11 protein-coding genes are annotated in these 16740 nt (G+C 66.9%); all 11 read left to right on the top strand.

The window, feature by feature from the left end; genetic code table 11:
• The first annotated feature begins 2 nt into the window (after window positions 1-2).
• The 11 genes from APH25_RS08015 to APH25_RS07965 all read left to right on the top strand — a co-directional run bounded on the left by APH25_RS08015 (window position 3) and on the right by APH25_RS07965 (window position 16669).
• On the top strand, window positions 3-1007 hold the full coding sequence (locus tag APH25_RS08015; RefSeq protein ID WP_034033031.1) for an HlyD family efflux transporter periplasmic adaptor subunit: 1005 nt from the start codon (window positions 3-5) through the stop codon (window positions 1005-1007).
• Entirely contained in the window at window positions 1004-2797 is a 1794-nt protein-coding gene (locus APH25_RS08010; protein WP_034033029.1) for an ATP-binding cassette domain-containing protein, read from the top strand. The genes APH25_RS08015 and APH25_RS08010 overlap by 4 nt, the downstream gene beginning before the upstream one ends.
• The gene (locus tag APH25_RS08005; protein ID WP_034033027.1) at window positions 2794-3924 is read left to right on the top strand and encodes an ABC transporter permease; all 1131 of its coding nucleotides are present in this window, start codon (window positions 2794-2796) and stop codon (window positions 3922-3924) included. Before APH25_RS08010 ends, APH25_RS08005 begins: the two co-directional genes overlap by 4 nt.
• A gap of 5 nt (window positions 3925-3929) precedes the next feature.
• Window positions 3930-5045, top strand: a complete 1116-nt coding sequence (locus APH25_RS08000; RefSeq protein ID WP_034033026.1) for an ABC transporter permease — start codon at window positions 3930-3932, stop codon at window positions 5043-5045.
• Between the two features lie 14 nt (window positions 5046-5059).
• Window positions 5060-6604, top strand: coding sequence for an efflux transporter outer membrane subunit (locus APH25_RS07995; RefSeq protein WP_050159454.1), 1545 nt, complete (start codon window positions 5060-5062; stop codon window positions 6602-6604).
• Window positions 6605-6739: 135 nt separating this feature from the next.
• Window positions 6740-8584 (top strand): triacylglycerol lipase, encoded by a 1845-nt coding sequence (locus APH25_RS07990; RefSeq protein ID WP_235440670.1) that lies wholly within the window; start codon window positions 6740-6742, stop codon window positions 8582-8584.
• 129 nt (window positions 8585-8713) lie between these two features.
• Window positions 8714-10129 carry a bifunctional enoyl-CoA hydratase/phosphate acetyltransferase gene (locus APH25_RS07985; protein ID WP_034033023.1) on the top strand — a complete coding sequence of 472 codons (1416 nt, stop codon included), beginning with the start codon at window positions 8714-8716 and terminating at the stop codon, window positions 10127-10129.
• Between the two features lie 110 nt (window positions 10130-10239).
• A complete protein-coding gene (locus tag APH25_RS07980; RefSeq protein WP_034033021.1) occupies window positions 10240-11712 on the top strand; it encodes an efflux transporter outer membrane subunit in 1473 nt (490 codons plus the stop codon).
• Entirely contained in the window at window positions 11712-12791 is a 1080-nt protein-coding gene (locus APH25_RS07975) for an HlyD family secretion protein (RefSeq protein ID WP_060481552.1), read from the top strand. Before APH25_RS07980 ends, APH25_RS07975 begins: the two co-directional genes overlap by 1 nt.
• Window positions 12788-15538, top strand: coding sequence for a ribosome-associated ATPase/putative transporter RbbA (rbbA, locus tag APH25_RS07970; RefSeq protein WP_050159449.1), 2751 nt, complete (start codon window positions 12788-12790; stop codon window positions 15536-15538). Before APH25_RS07975 ends, rbbA begins: the two co-directional genes overlap by 4 nt.
• Window positions 15539-15541: 3 nt before the next feature.
• Window positions 15542-16669 (top strand): ABC transporter permease, encoded by a 1128-nt coding sequence (locus APH25_RS07965; RefSeq protein WP_034032847.1) that lies wholly within the window; start codon window positions 15542-15544, stop codon window positions 16667-16669.
• Window positions 16670-16740: the final 71 nt, after the last annotated feature.

Genomic DNA, 16740 nt, shown 5'->3' with positions numbered 1-16740 from the left:
ACATGAAGAAACCTTTTATCCTCCTTGCCGCTGCCGTCACTGTTGGTCTCGTGGCGTGGGCTGCGTGGCACTTCAGTCAGCGCGACGGTGACGATGGGCTGGTGCTGCACGGCAATGTGGACATCCGCCAGATCTCGCTGGCCTTCGATGGCAGTGGCCGCGTGGCGGAAGTGCGAGCCGAAGAAGGCGACCGGGTGAAGGCCGGTGCGGTTGTGGGCCTGCTGGACACGCGCACGCTGGCCCTGCAGGCGGAGCAGGCGCAGGCGCAGATCGAGGTTCAGCAGCAGACCCTGCTGCGGCTGCGGACCGGCTCGCGTCCCCAGGAGATCGCACAGGCCCGCAGTCGGGTCACCGCGGCGCAGGCGGATGCGTCCCAAGCCGAGCAGGATCTCAAGCGTCTGCAAGGCATCGCAGCCAACACCCAAGGGCGCGGCGTCAGCGCTCAGGACCTGGATCGCGCCAGGAGTAATCACCAGGTCGCCCAGGCCAAGGTCGCCGAGCAGCGCGAAGCCTTGCGTCTGACCGAACTGGGTCCCCGGGCGGAGGAAGTCGCGGGCGCCCAGGCGCAGCTCAAAGCGGCGCAGGCACAGTTGGCGCTCCTTCAGCATCAGATCGCGCAGGGCGAGTTGAAGGTGCCCGCGGATGCGGTGGTGCGGTCGCGGCTGCTGGAGCCCGGCGACATGGCGACGCCGCAACGTCCGGTGTTGGCCTTGGCGCTGACCCAGCCCAAATGGGTGCGCGCCTATGTGGGCGAGCCCGACCTGGTCCGCGTCAAGCCGGGCATGGAGGCACAGGTGGTCGCCGATGGGCGCCCCGGCGAGCCTATCCCCGGCAAGATCGGCTACATCTCCTCGGTGGCCGAGTTCACGCCCAAATCGGTGCAGACCGAAGAACTGCGCACCAGCCTGGTCTACGAGGTGCGAGTGCTGGTCGACGACCCTCAGGACGTGCTGCGGCTGGGGCAGCCGGCAACGGTCCATCTGGCGGTGGCTGGCACTGCGCGATGAACGAGGGCAATGCAACGGTTCACCCACCGGTCCACGCTCAGGGCCTGTGCAAGACCTTCGATGCGCCGGGCGGCGGCCCGTTGCGCGCGGTAAACGACGTGTCGATGACGATAAGGGCGGGCGAGTTGACCGCCCTGGTCGGCCCGGACGGTGCCGGCAAGACCACGCTCATGCGCATGATGGCGGGACTGCTCACGCCCGACGGTGGATCGTTGCAGGTACTGGGTTGCGACGTCGCCAAGGATCCGCAGTCGGTCCAGGACCGCATCAGCTACATGCCGCAGCGATTCGGCCTGTACGAGGACCTGAGCGTGCAGGAGAACCTGGACCTGTATGCCGACCTGCACGGGGTGCCCCAGGAGGTGCGCCGCGAGCGCTTCGGGCGCATGCTGGAAATGACGGACATGGCCCGTTTCACCGAACGGCCGGCCGGCAAGCTGTCGGGCGGCATGAAACAAAAACTCGGTCTTGCCTGCACGCTGGTGCGCTCGCCGGACTTGCTGCTGCTGGACGAGCCCAGCGTGGGCGTCGATCCGCTGTCGCGCCGCGACCTGTGGAAGATCGTGCAGCAGTTGGTCGAGGACGAGAACCTCAGCGTGATCGTCAGCACGGCCTACATGGATGAAGCCGAGCGCTGCGCGCAGGTGTTCGTGATGCACGAGGGCCGGTTGCTGGCCGAAGGGGCGCCGCACGCGCTGCGCAGCCGCGCACGCGGCCTCACCTTCGTCGCCACACCGCGACCCGGTACGCCCGCGCGCGATCTGCAGGCGCGGCTGATCGATGAGGATGCGCTGATCATTGACGCCGTGCCCAAGGCCGGCGAGGTGTGGTTCATTCGCCAGCCCGAGGCGCAGGCGGATGCCGTCGATGCGTTGCTCGGCGACCTGGATCACCGGCCGCGCAGCGAGGACCTGGAAGACGCGTTCATGATGATGCTGCGCCAGCAGCAGGCCGAGGGTGCGGACAAGGAGGCCCCTGCCGAGGCGCCCGCGCCGTCGCCGCAGGTCGCGCCGGCGCGCAGCGACGACAAGCCGGTGATCGTCGTGCGCGACCTGGTGCGCAAATTTGGCGATTTCACCGCGGTCGCCAGCACATCCTTCGAGGTTGCGCGCGGGGAGATCTTCGGGCTGCTCGGCCCGAACGGCGCGGGCAAAACCACCACGTTCCGCATGCTTTGTGGTCTGCTGCCGGCCACCAGCGGCCACCTGGAAGTGGCCAGCCTGAACCTGCGCACGGCACGCGCCCAGGCGCGCGCACGGATCGGCTATGTGTCGCAGAAGTTCGCGCTGTACGGCAACCTGACCGTGCGCGAGAACCTGGAGTTCTTCGCTGGCGCCTACGGACTGCGCGGTGCTGCCATGCGTGATCGGGTGGCCGCGACCATCGAACAGTTCGGGTTGGACGCCGCTGCCGTGAGCGGGGTACTGCCGGGTGGCTACAAGCAGCGCCTGGCGATGGCGGCCGGCCTGCTGCACGAGCCGGAGATCCTGTTCCTGGACGAGCCGACCAGCGGCATCGATCCGCTGGCGCGCCGCTCGTTCTGGCGCACCATCACCTCGCTCGCCCAGTCGGGCGTCACCGTCATCATCACGACCCACTTCATGGAAGAGGCGGAGTACTGCGACCGCATCGCGATCCAGGACGCCGGCAAGATGCTGGCACTCGGCACGCCGCAAGAGGTGCGAGAGCAAGCCGGCGGCGAAGCGGGTGGCGACATGAACAGTGCCTTCATCGCCGTCGTCGAACAGGGCCGCGCCCAAAGCAGGCACGCGCAAGGAGGGGACAAGTGACCACCTCCGGCTTCGCAAGGCGGTTCACCGCACTGCTGCGCAAGGAAGTGCGCCAGATGCTGCGCGACAAGAGCAACCTGGCCGTCGGCCTGCTGCTTCCGGTCGCACTGATCCTGCTGTTCGGCTACGGCTTGTCGTTCGACGTGAAGAATGCGCCGATCGCGGTGGTGCTCGAAGACAGCTCACCCACCGCACGCGAGGTCGTCGCAGGCCTGCAAGGCTCCGCCTACCTGTCTCCGACGTTGACCACCAGCATGACGCAGGCCGAAGCCCGCATGCGGGCCGGCGAGATCGACGCGATCGTGCGCATTCCGATGGACTTCTCGCGTCGCCTGGCGACCGGCGACGCGACAATCCAGATCGTGCTCAACGGCGTGGAGTCGACCACCGCGTCGGCTGTCGAGGGCTACGTGAGCGGTGCAATCGGCGTCTGGGCGCAGCGCCAGGGAGACCGCGCAGGCGGCAAGGCCCCAGCGGGCGCGAGCGTTGAGGTGGTGCAGCGCACCTGGTTCAACGAGGCCAACAACAGCTCCTGGTACCTGGTCCCCGGCCTCATCGTGCTCGTGCTCACGCTGGTGGGGGCTTTCCTGACTTCGCTGCTGATCGCCCGGGAGTGGGAGCGCGGCACGCTGGAATCGCTGTTCGTCACGCCGGTGCGTCCGACCGAACTCGTGCTCGCCAAGCTCACGCCCTATCTGGCGATCGGCGCGATCGACCTGACGCTGTGCCTGCTGGCCGCCCGGTTCCTGTTCGAGGTGCCGATGCGCGGCTCGCTGTGGATCATCGTCCTGGCGTCGATGCTGTATCTCGCCGTGTCGCTGCTGCTGGGGCTGTTCATCTCGGGCAAGACGCGCAACCAGTTCCAGGCCAGCCAGATGGCGCTGCTGACCAGCTTCATGCCCGCCATGATGCTGTCGGGCTTCGTGTTCGACCTGCGCAACGTGCCGGTGGTGATCCAGGTGATCAGCCAGTTGTTGCCGGCCACGCATTTCATGGGCCTGATCAAGACGCTGTTCCTAGCGGGCGACCACTGGCCCACCATCGTGCGCAGCCTGCTGATCCTCTCGGCATACGCCGTGGTGCTGACCTACGCGACGCGGCGCACGCTGCGCAAGACATTGGATTGACCGCCATGACGTCCTTTATTGCCACCCTCGCGCAGATCGGCGCCCTGGTCAAAAAAGAGATCCTGGCGCTGGTCAAGGAGCCCTCCAGCCGGGCCATCCTGTTCCTGCCCGCGCTGCTGCAGGCCCTGCTGTTCGGCTACGGCGCGACTTACGACCTCAAGTACGTTCCGTATGCCGTGCTGGACCAGAGCCGCAGCGCGGCGTCGGTCGAACTGCTGTCGCGGCTGGACGGCACCGGCGTGTTCGAACGCGAGGCCACGCTGACCTCGCCCGAGCAGATCGCCGGCCAGGTCGACGCCGGCAAGGCGCTGATGGTGGTCAGCATTCCTTCGGACTTCCATACGCGCCTGGCGGCCGGACAGCGGGCACCTCTGCAGATCATCCTGGACGGGCGCAATTCGTCGACCGCGGGCTCGGCCGCCGGCTACGTCGGCTCCATCGTGGCCGACTACAACGCCTCGCTCGGAAGCGGCGCACAAGGCGTCACGATCGAGCGGCGCGCCTGGTACAACCCCAACCTGGAATCGCGCTGGAACCTCATGCCGGCGCTGATCGCGGCATTGAGCATGATGCAGACCCTGCTGCTATCGGCGCTGTCGGTGGCCCGCGAGCGCGAGCAAGGCACGTTCGACCAGTTGCTGGTCACGCCGCTCACGCCGATGCAGATCCTGATCGGCAAGGCGCTCCCGGCGATCCTGGTCGGGCTCATCCAGTCCACCGTCATCTTCCTGATCATCCGGTTCTGGTTCGAGATCCCGATGAACGGGTCGGTGTGGCTGCTGTACCTCGGGCTCATCACCTTCACCATCGCGGCGGTCGGGGTCGGACTGTCGATCTCCGCCCTGTCGCTGACCATGCAGCAGGCGATGCTCTACACGTTCTTGCTGATCATGCCGCTGATGCTGCTGTCCGGCCTGCTCACGCCGGTGCGCAACATGCCGCAAGTGCTGCAGCTTGCCACCTATGTCAATCCGCTGCGGTTCGGCATGAGCATCGTGCGCCGCGTCTATCTCGAAGGCGCGGGCTTCGGCGACGTGGCGCTGGAGTTCATCCCCTTGCTCGTGCTGGCCGCCATCACGCTGCCGCTGGCGGCGTGGCTGTTCCGCAACCGTCTCTCTTGATCACGGGTACCCGTATGTTCGATTTGCAGCGCCACATTCCTCATCCAACACGCCGCGGCCTGGCGAACTGCGCATTGGCGGTGGCCCTGGCAGCGGCATTGGCCGGCTGCGCGGTCGGGCCGGATTTCGTGAAACCGACGCCCGTGGCCCCGGACGATTGGACGAGCTGGCGCAGCGCCGAGGATTCCCTGCGCGCGTTGGGCGCTGCCGACCAGCCCCTGCCCCCGCACTGGTGGCAGGCCTTCAACGATCCGGTGCTGGACAACCTGACGCAGCGGGCCTTGGTTTCCAGCCCGGACCTGCAGACCGCCGCGCTGCACTTTGCGCAGGCCCGCGTCCAGCGCAGCACGACGGCCGCCCAGCGCGGGCCGGAGGTAGGTGTCAGCGGGAGCGCCAATCGCCAGCGCCAGAGCGAGTACGGTGCCGGCACCCGCATGATCGACGCGATCGGCGGCGATCGCGAGAGCCTGGTGAATGTGTTGAGCGAGCCGTTCACGCTGTATCAGGCCGGCTTCGACGCATCATGGGAAGTAGACCTGTGGGGGCGCGTGCGGCGCTCCATCGAGGCCGCTGATGCCGACGTGGACCGCCAGGCGGCACTGCTGGACCTTGCTCGGCTGACACTGGTCAGCGATGTGGCCCGCAACTACTTCGAACTGCGCACCACGCAGCGCCAGATCCTCCTGGCGCGCGAGGACATCACGGCGTTGGAGGATCGGTTGGGCATCCTGCAGGCCCGGGTGGATGGCGGCGTCATCGACCACCTGAACCTGGAGCAGCAACGCGCGGAGCTTGCGGCCATCAAGGCGCAGTTGCCCGGCCTGCTGGCCCAGGAAGGCGCGAGCGCCAACCAGATCGCGTTGTTGCTGGGCGAGCGCCCCGGCGCGCTGCGCGAGACGCTGGCAGCGCCCCCTGCCAGCGACGGCACGACGGCGCTTCCCGATCTCGCGCTGGGTTTGCCTTCGGAAGCGGCGCTGCGCCGACCCGACATCCGAGCCGCCGAAGCCCGGCTGCATCGGGCGACCGCGAGCATCGGCGTGGCGCGGGCGGACCTGTACCCCAGCATCCGGCTTGGCGCGCGCTTTGGTTACGAGTCCTACCTGAGTGGCGAGTTCTCCGACTGGGGCAGCCGCGCCTGGTCGGTCGGGCCCAGCCTGAACCTGCCTTTGTTCGACGGTGGCCGGCGCAGGAGCGTGGTGCAACTGCGCGAGCTGGAGCAGCAGGAAGCGGCCGTGAGCTACCAACAGACGGTACTACAGGCGTGGCAGGAGATCGATGACGCGCTTAGCGCCTACAACGCGGAGCAGCAGCAAGCGCAGCAATTGCAAGCCCGGGTGCGCAGTGCGGCAGACGCCTATCAACTGGCCCAGGCGCGCTACGACGGCGGGACGGCCGACTTCATCACGGTGCTCGACAGCCAGCGCAGCTTCCTGCAGGCGCGCCGCGACCTGACGGCCAGCCAAGGGCGGCTGAACACCCGCTACGTGACGATCCAGAAGGTGGTAGGCAACGCCCCCCAGGTTGAGAAGCCGACGGCGGCTGCGACATCAGGGGAATGACACGACGTGGCACACAACACACTGGCGACGCAGCCCCGGACACGTAGGAGAGTACTTGGCAGGCAAAGACGCCCCGTCAGGTGCCTCCTGCTGGCCGTCATGGCGTCGCTGTGTGTGGGGTGCGCCGGTGTCAAGGTGGGAACCGTCAGCCCCGAGGACTACATCTCCCAGCGACGCGGGGATGTGCTGACCACCGGCAAGCTCAGCGCCTCGGCCCGCGACGTGCTCACGAGTCTTGCGATCTCGCCAGAGCGATGCCGGGAGAATGTCAGCGACTGCGCCCAGTTGCTGACGCGCAGCGATGTCATTGGCATGGAACGTCAACTCGCCACGGCAGCGGAGCTGTGGTTGCAGGAAGCCATGCGCCAGGAGCGGCAAGGCGTGACCGGCCACCAGCGCTTCGAGGGCCTGTTGGGGGCCTATCTGCAGGTGGCGCGCCATGCCTACGCCTATCTGTTCTTCACCCCACGCCTGCCGGGGGATCGGGCGTTCGAGGATCGCCAGACGCAAGTTCGCGACTACTACAACTATGCGGCGCAGCAGGCGGCCGCGCTGTTGTTCGAGCAGTACCGCGACGCGCGGCAGCATGTCGGAGATAGCATCCAGGTGGGCGATTGGCTGCTGCGTGGAGACATGTCCGGCGTGTACCAGAACGGCCCCCCACCACGTGCAAGCGAACTGCTCCCGGCGTCGCGGCTCACCTTCCAGGGCATCCGAAGCATCTACCGGCGTGACGGCTTCGGGGCCGAACTCGTGGTGGCGACCGGTGCTGGGGACGAGGACCGCGCGGCTTCGGCGCACGCCTATAGCGAGACACCATATCGGCCGGTCACGGCCATCCTGGCCTTTCCGGGAAGCACGCTGGAGCAGGTGCTTCGCGCTCGCGAAGTCACCCTGGTCGGATACGACCCCTACCGGCACGACGGCCTGCAGATCCAGGGCACCTCGGTGCCGCTCGCAGCCAACTTCACCTCCGCCTACGGTCTGTGGCTGGCGCGCTCGGGGTTTTCCGTGCAGGCCCTGCGCACGGTCCTGGGCAGGAGCCGCAGCCTGGACGCCCCGCATGTCTATCTGATGCAGCCCTTCGACCCCAACCGCCGGGTCATCATCATGCTGCACGGATTGGCCAGCAGTCCCGAGGCCTGGATCAACGTCGCCAATGACATCATGGGCGATGAAGCGTTGCGCCAGCGCTACCAGGTCTGGCAGGTGTACTACCCCACCAATGCGCCTCTTGCGTACAACCACGCGGCGATTCGGAGCGCGCTCACCGCGACCTTCCAGCATTTCGATCCTTCGGGCGCCACCGCCGCCTCGCGCGACATTGTCGTCGTCGGCCACAGCATGGGCGGAGTGCTGGGCCGATTGCTGGTCTCGTCCTCCGGCAGTGTGCTGCTCGATACGGTCAAGGCGGGCCGCCAACTGGAGGGCGAGCGGTTCGAGAGATTCCGAACCGCGGTCGAGGGCTTTTTGAGCTTCGAGCCATACCCGGGCGTGACGCGCGCGATCTTCATTGCGGCGCCCCACAGAGGGACCCCATTCGCGGGCAACCGGCTCTCGCGGTTCCTCTCCGGACTCATCACGTTGCCGGCACAAGTGGTCAATCGGGCGGTACGACTGCAGCAGGTCATCGGTGACAAGGAGGTCACGCCAGCCAGCTTGCCGACCTACTTACCCAACGGGGTCGACAACCTGAGGGATTCTGACCCCTTCATCCGCGCCGCAGCCGAGCTCCCGATTTCTGCCAGCGTGCGCTACCACAGCATCGTTGCGAACCACACGCCGGACAGGGCCCTCGTCGATTCCGATGACGGCCTCGTGCCATACCGCAGCGCACATCTTGCCGGCGCGCAATCGGAGCTGGTCATCCCGTTTTCCCACAGCGTGCAAGAGACCCCGGAGGCGATCCTGGAGGTGCGACGCATTCTTCGCGAGCACCAGCGGGCGATTCCGGGGCCAGGGAGCACAACGCGTGAGTGATCTTGTTCAGACGTCGGCCAGACAGCCGTTCCCCGTTGCACGGGAGCCTTCGGGGGATCCGTGCTCAGGGCGCGGTGCCGCGCCGGCGACAGATCCTCCTGCTCCATATGCCAACCAGAGTGCGACACCATGACAAACGATCCCAGCAAACAATCCCCGCCGCCTGGAGTGCAGCGCGGTACCGACGGCATCTCCGTGGGCCACTCCGCGCGCGTCGAGCGTGTGCTCACCCTGGACAACCTTCAGTTGGGTGTGGCGCTTGCCAGTGACACCGTTCCCGCAGAGGGGAACACGCGAACCGTGGCCTCCATGCGTGGCAGTGCCTGGGTCGGCATCGGCACCTGGCTCGGGGGATTGATCGCCTCGGCGATCGGCGAGTGCCTGTCCGGCACCCGTCTGGTCTGCCGTGGACAGCGCCTGCGGTTTCTGGCGCCGGTCCGTCTGGGTGATCGCCTTCGGGCCGAGGTAACCGTCACCGAGCACCATCCGGCAACGGGTCGCATGGTCCTGCACTGTGCCTGCTCCAACCAGGACGGCATATCGGTCGCCGACGGCGAAGTGGAGGTGGCACCCAGCGATGTGCCCGGCGGCGACGATCAGATCGATATCGGGCTGAGCGTGGATGTGGGCGGCAGCATGCAGCGCATGCTGTCTCACGTTCAGACGCTGGACGCCATCCGTGTCGCGGTCGTACATCCCTGCGACGAAGCCAGCCTGTCAGCCGCGCTGGATGCACGCCGGGCCGGACTGATCGAGCCTGTCCTGGTGGCCCCGCGCGCCAAGCTGGACGTGGTTGCCCAGCAACACGGGCTGGATCTGACCAGCATCGAGGTCATCGACGTACCGCACAGCCACGCAGCTGCCGAACGCGCGGTCGAGATGGCCGGCAATGGCGAGGTCGAGGCCTTGATGAAGGGCAGCCTGCACACCGACGAGCTGATGGCCGCCATCCTCGCACCGGCCAGCCGGCTTCGCACCAAGCGACGCATCAGCCACTGTTTCGTGTTGCAAACGCCTGGTTACCCCCGGCCCTTCATCGTCACCGATGCCGCGATCAATCTGGCACCGGACCTGGCGCAGAAAGCCGACATCGTGCGCAATGCCATCGAGCTGGCCCACGTCATCGGCGTGGCCGATCCCAAGGTCGCCATTCTGGCGGCGGTGGAGACTGTCAACCCGGCCATGCCCGCGACGCTGCACGCGGCGGCGCTGTGCAAGATGGCCGACCGAGGGCAGATCGTCGGCGGTGTGCTGGATGGACCGCTGGCGTTCGACAACGCCATCTCGGCCGTGGCGGCACGAACCAAAGGCATCGTCTCGGCAGTGGCAGGACAGGCCGACATCCTGGTGGTCCCCGACTTGGAGAGCGGCAACATGCTTGCCAAGCAATTGATCTACCTCGGACAGGCGGCCAGTGCCGGCATCGTGCTTGGTGCCAAGGTTCCGGTGATCTTGACCAGCCGCGCCGACAGCCGCCAGGCACGGGTCGCGTCCTGCGCCATAGCTCTGATGCTGGCGCACCAGTACAGGCAGACGCCGCCATGACGCCGTTGTCCACACCCACCACGCTCAGGGGCAATCCCCACAGCGTGTCTTGCCCGCGCTGTGCGTCGATGCCACAGCCTCCTGCTTTTGTTCGATGGACTCGATCTCACATGCACAGCCATTCGTTAAGACTGGCCGTCTGCGCCGCCGCCCTGTTGATGAGCGGCTGCGCCTCGATGGCACCTGCGCTCGACAAGCCGGCCGTGGCGATGCCCGCGGCGTACGCGCACGGCACGCCATCCGGGGCGCAGGGTTCTACCGCAGCCGCGACCCTGGCCTGGCGTGACTACTTCACCGACCCCGTGCTGGCGCAGCTGATCGCGCAGGCGCTCGCGAACAACCCGGACATGCGCACTGCGGTGCTGCGGGTCAGGGAGGCACAGGCCGCCTACGGAGTGCAGCGCGCCGACCGGCTGCCTACCATCGGCGTGGGCCTGGACGCCACGCGGGCGCGCACGCCGGCCGACCTGAGCCTGAGCGGCCGAGCGGCCACCGCCAGCCAGTACCAGGCCGGGCTGGGCCTGAGCAGTTGGGAGATCGACCTCTGGGGGCGCATCGCGAGCCTCAATGAAGCGGCGCTGCAGAGCTTCCTGGCCACCGACGCGGCCCGTCGTGCGGTGAGCGTCTCGCTCGTCGCCGAGGTGGCCGATGCCTACTTGGGCCTGCGCGAATTGCAGGAGCGATTGCGGCTGGCACAGGCAAGCGAAACCAGCCAGCGCGAGTCGCTGCGCATCTTCACCCGGCGCCTGGAGGTGGGCTCTGCTTCCCGTCTTGAACTGACGCAGGTGCAGACCCTGCTGACCCAGGCCGAGTCCCTGGTCGTGCAGGTGCAGCAGGAGCGTGACGCGCAAAGATTGGCCCTGAGCATCCTGGTGGGCGATCTGTCGGATGCCGCGATTCCGATGGACGATGCCACTGCAGTCGACGCGGACATCCTGGCTCCGGTGTCACCGGGCCTGCCTTCGGACCTGCTGTACAGCAGGCCCGACGTCGTTGCCGCAGAGCACCAATTGCGGGGCGCCAATGCCAACATCGGTGCGGCACGCGCGGCGTTCTTCCCGCGCATCAGCCTCACCGCCTTTGGCGGCGCCGCCAGTACGGAGCTGGACCAGCTGTTCCGAGGCGCCAACCGCGCTTGGAGTTTCGCGCCCAGCCTGTCGCTGCCGATCTTCGATGCAGGACGCAATCGCTCGAACCTGGAGCTGGCCGAGGTGCGCAAGAACCTGGCCGTGGTGCAGTACGAGCAGACGGTGCAGAACGCCTTTCGCGACGTGGCCGATGCGCTGTCGGCGCAGCATTGGCTCGAACGCCAGGTCGGTATCCAGCAGCGCGCCGTCCAAACGCAGATCGAGCGCGCGCGGCTGTCCCGCCTGAGCTACGACAACGGCGCGTCTCCGTTTCTCGACGTGCTGGATGCCGAGCGCAACCTGATCTCATCCCAGCAGCAACTGGTTCAGACACGTCGCGCATTGCTATCGAGCCGCATTGCGCTGTACGCCGCATTGGGCGGTGGAACGCAGGATTCCGGCGATGCGCCGCTGTCGTCCACGCAGCCCCTTCCTACCGCCCCTTATTCGCGTTGATGACCATGGCCCTATCTCTGAACAAAAAACTGATTCTCCCCGTTGTGGCGATCGCGTTGGCCGCCGCTGGCTGGTACGCGTGGCAACACTTTGCCCTCGGGCAAGACGACGGCTCCGTCATCGGCGGCAACGGACGCATCGAGGCCACCGAGGTCGATATCGCCACCAAGCTGGCAGGCAGGGTGAGCGACATCCTGGTCGACGAGGGTGCCTTCGTGAAGGCGGGCCAGACACTGGCCACCATGCAGGTGCAGACCCTGGAGGCGCAGTTGCGCGAAGCGCAGGCGCAGCGCCAACAGGCGATCAACGCCGTGGCCAGCGCCCAGGCCCAGGTGGCGATGCGCGAGAGCGACAAGACTGCGCTGGTGGCCCAGATGCGCCAGACCGAAGCCGAGCTCAATGCCGCCAGGCGGCGGCTCGTCCGTTCCGAGACGCTCGTCAAGGAAGGCGCCACCTCCACGCAGACGCTCGACGATGACAGCGCCCGCGCGCTCAGCGCCGATGCCGCCGTCGCTGCGGCCCGGGCGCGCGTGGCCTCCGCCGATGCCGCCATCACGGCCGCGCGAACACAAGTGACCAGCGCACAGTCCCAGGTCGCCGCAACGGACGCCACGCTGGAGCGCATCCAGTCCGAGATCGACGACAGCCAGCTCAAGGCGCCGCGCGACGGCCGGGTGCAGTTTCGTGTGGCGCAGCCGGGCGAGGTGCTGGGTGCCGGCGGCCGGGTGATGAACATGATCGACCTGTCGGACGTTTACATGACCTTCTTCCTGCCCACTGAAGCGGCGGGACGGCTGGCGTTGGGCTCGGAGGTGCGCATCGTGCTGGACGCGGCGCCGGACTACGTGATTCCGGCCAAGGTCTCCTTCATCGCCAGCGCTGCCCAGTTCACGCCCAAGACGGTGGAGACCGCCAGCGAGCGCCAAAAGCTGATGTTCCGCGTGCGCGCACACATCGACCGCGAGTTGCTGCGCAAGCACCTGGAGTACGTGAAGACTGGCTTGCCCGGTGAGGCCTGGGTGCGGCTCGATGACTCGCAGGAGTGGCCAGCCCGACTCGCCCTGAAGGTCCAGCCATGACGCAATCGGCGCTGGTCACAAGCACGGACGTCGTCCGCCTTGAGCAGGTGGAACTGCACTACGGCAAGATCCGGGCGCTGGCCGGCATCACGCTGGACGTCCCAGCGGGGCGCATGGTGGGCTTGATCGGCCCCGATGGCGTCGGCAAGTCGAGCCTGCTGTCGCTGGTGGCGGGCGCCCGCGCAGTGCAGGGCGGACACGTGCAGGTGCTGGGTGGCGACATGGCGAGCCGGCGCCACCGCAACGCGGTCTGCCCGCGCATCGCCTATATGCCGCAAGGGCTGGGCAAGAACCTCTATCCGACACTGTCGGTGGAAGAGAACCTGCAGTTCTTCGCGCGCCTGTTCGGCCACGACGCGGCCGAGCGGCGCCGGCGCATCGACGATCTCACTGCAGCCACCGGCCTGCACAAGTTCCTGGCGCGCCCGGCCGGCAAGCTCTCCGGCGGCATGAAGCAAAAGCTCGGCCTGTGCTGCGCACTGATCCATGACCCGGACCTCCTGATCCTGGACGAGCCCACCACGGGCGTCGATCCGCTGGCCCGTGCGCAGTTCTGGGACCTGATCGCGCGCATTCGCACCGATCGCCCCGCGATGAGCGTGATCGTCGCCACGGCCTACATGGACGAGGCGCAGCGCTTCGACTGGCTGGTCGCCATGGACGATGGCCAGGTACTGGCGACCGGCACGCCCGCGCAACTGCTGTCGCGTACCAGCAGCGATTCGCTGGAGGCCGCATTCATCGCGTTGCTGCCCGAAGACAAGAAGCGTGGCCACCAGCCGGTGGTGATCCCGCCGCTGCAAGCCTCGGAAGACGACATCGCCATCGAAGCCGATGGGCTGACGATGCGCTTCGGCGACTTCGTCGCGGTGGACCACGTCTCCTTCCGCATTCGCCGCGGCGAGATCTTCGGCTTCCTCGGCTCCAATGGCTGCGGCAAGAGCACCACCATGAAGATGCTCACCGGGCTGCTGGAGGCGAGCGAGGGCCGGGCCTGGCTGTTCGGCCACGAGATCGATCCGCGGGACATCGCAACCCGTCGGCGGGTCGGCTACATGTCCCAGGCCTTCTCGCTGTATGGCGAGTTGACCGTCCGGCAGAATCTGGCACTGCACGCCCGGCTGTTCCAGGTGCCCGAGGAGGACATCGACGCGCGGGTGGCCGAGATGGAGCAGCGCTTCGGGCTGGGCGAGGTGCAGGACAGCCTGCCCGAGAGCATGCCGCTGGGCATGCGCCAGCGGCTGTCGCTCGCCGTGGCGATGGTGCATAAGCCGGAGTTGCTGATTCTTGACGAGCCGACTTCTGGCGTGGACCCGGTCGCGCGCGATGCCTTCTGGCGGCTGCTGGTCGAGCTGTCGCGTCGCGACAAGGTCACCATCTTCATCTCCACCCACTTCATGAACGAGGCCGAGCGCTGCGATCGCATGTCGATGATGCATGCCGGCAAGGTGCTCGATAGCGACACGCCGGCCAATCTGGTAGAAAAACGCGGGGCGCAGACACTGGAAGAAGCCTTCATCGGCTACCTGGTCGAAGCCGGCGGCGGTGCGCCCCAGGCCGACACGCCTGTCGGCGCAGGCCCCGCCCAGGCCGGGCCCGCCCCCGGCCACGCCAAGCCCAGCCGCTTCAGCCTGCAACGGTTGTTCAGCTACATGTGGCGGGAATCGCTGGAACTGCAGCGCGATCCCGTGCGCGCCACGCTGGCCTTGGCCGGATCGGCCTTGCTGATGTTCGTGATCGGCTTCGGCATCAGCATGGACGTCGAGGACCTGCGCTACGCCGTGCTTGACCGCGACCAGTCCACGCTCAGCCAGAGCTACACCTTGAGCCTGGCCGGCTCCCGGTACTTCGTGGAGCAGCCGCCGATCACCGATTACACCGAGCTCGATCGCCGCATGACGAGCGGCGAGCTGAGTCTTGCCCTGGAGATTCCTCCGGGATTCGGACGCGACGTGCTGCGCGGGCGCAACGTGCAGATCGGCGCCTGGATCGATGGCGCGATGCCGCAGCGCGCCGAGACCGTCATTGGCTACGTGCAGGGCATCCACCAGCACTGGCTGGTGGAGCAGGCTACAGAACGCACGGGCAGCGCCCCCATCGGGCAAGCCGGGATCGAAACGCGCTTTCGGTACAACCCGGACGTCAAGAGCCTGCCGGCCATGGTGCCGGCTGTGGTGCCGATGCTGCTGTTGATGCTGCCGGCCATGCTCACGGCGCTGGCCGTGGTGCGCGAGAAGGAAACCGGCTCCATCTTGAACCTGTACGTCACCCCCGTCACCCGGACCGAATTCCTGCTGGGCAAACAACTGCCCTATGTAGGGCTGGCCATGCTGAACTTCTTCCTGATGACGCTGTTGTCGGTGACCGTGTTCGGGGTACCGATCAAGGGAAGCTTTCTGACGCTCGTGTTGGCCGCGGTGATCTTCAGCTTCTGCGCGACGGGCATGGGCTTGCTTGCATCGAGCATCACCAAGAGCCAGATCGCGGCGATGTTCTTCGCGATGATCGGAACCATGATTCCCACCGTTCAGTTCTCGGGCCTGACCGACCCGGTGTCCTCGCTGCAGGGCGGCGGGCGCTGGTTGGGCGAGATCTATCCGGCCACGCACATGATCAGCATCAGCCGCGGTGTCTTCAACAAGGCCCTAGGCTTCGGCGATCTGGGCGGGGCGCTCGTTCCCATGCTGATCGCGGTACCCGTGATCATCGGTGCGGCGATTGCGCTGCTGCGCAAGCAGGAGCGCTGAACCATGGGCCAATTCCTCTCCAACACCTACCGATTGGGCGTCAAGGAACTGTGGAGCCTGTGGCGCGACCGCACCATGCTGGTGCTCATCGTGTACGTCTTCACCTTGGGCGTGTACACCGGGGCGACGGCCATGCCCGAGACGCTGCACAACGCCCCAATCGCGGTCGTCGACGAAGACCAATCCCCACTGTCCCAACGCATCATTTCGGCCCTGTATCCACCCCAGTTCAGCAAGCCGCAGTTGATCGAGTGGCCAGAGATGGACGTGGGGATGGACGAGGGACGCTACACGTTCGTGATGGTGATCCCGCGCAACTTCCAGCGTGACCTGCTGGCCGGCCGCGCACCGCAGATCCAGCTCAACGTGGATGCCACGCGCATGAGCCAGGCGTTTGTCGGTAGCGGCTACGTGCAGCAGATCGTCAACGGTGAGATCAGTGAGTTCGCACAGCGCTACCGCTCCAGCGCCGTGCCTGTGGTGGATCTCGCCTTGCGGGCGCGCTTCAACCCCGCGCTGGAGCCCTCCTGGTCAGGCAGTCTTGCGGAGATCATCGACTACATTGCCATGTTGTCCATCGTTCTAGCAGGCGCGGCGCTCATCCGCGAACGTGAGCACGGCACGGTCGAGCACCTGCTGGTCATGCCGGTGACGCCGGCGCAGATCATGCTGGCCAAGGTCTGGTCCATGGGAGCGGTGGTACTGCTGGCGGCGGCCGTGTCGATCGGTTTCGTCGTGCAAGGCCTGCTGGATGTGCCAATCGCCGGGTCGCTGCCGCTGTTCTTCGTCGGTGCGGCGTTGTGCCTGTTCGCCACCACGTCGATGGGCATCTTCCTGGCGACGCTGGCGCGCAACATGCCCCAGTTCGGCATGCTGATGATGCTGACCATCATGCCTTTGCAGATGCTCTCGGGGGGCGCCACGCCGCGCGAAAGCATGCCAGAGCTGGTGCAGAACATCATGCTGGTGGCACCGACCACGCACTTCGTGCAGCTTGGACAGGCGATCCTGTTCCGTGGTGCCGGCCTGGCGGTGGTGTGGCCGCAGTTCGCCGCGTTGCTGTTGATCGGAGCCGTGCTGTTCGGCTTGTCGCTGCAACGCTTTCGCAAAACCATCGCACGGATGGCCTGACCAGGAGCAGCGCATGAAGCACCCATTCCGCCAGAGCGCCAACCTGCCGGCCACCTTCCTCGTGAAGCGAC

The organism is Pseudomonas sp. NBRC 111119, assembly GCF_001320125.1.
Classification (GTDB): domain Bacteria; phylum Pseudomonadota; class Gammaproteobacteria; order Pseudomonadales; family Pseudomonadaceae; genus Aquipseudomonas; species Aquipseudomonas parafulva.
This window is presented reverse-complemented; position numbering and strand designations above follow the sequence as displayed.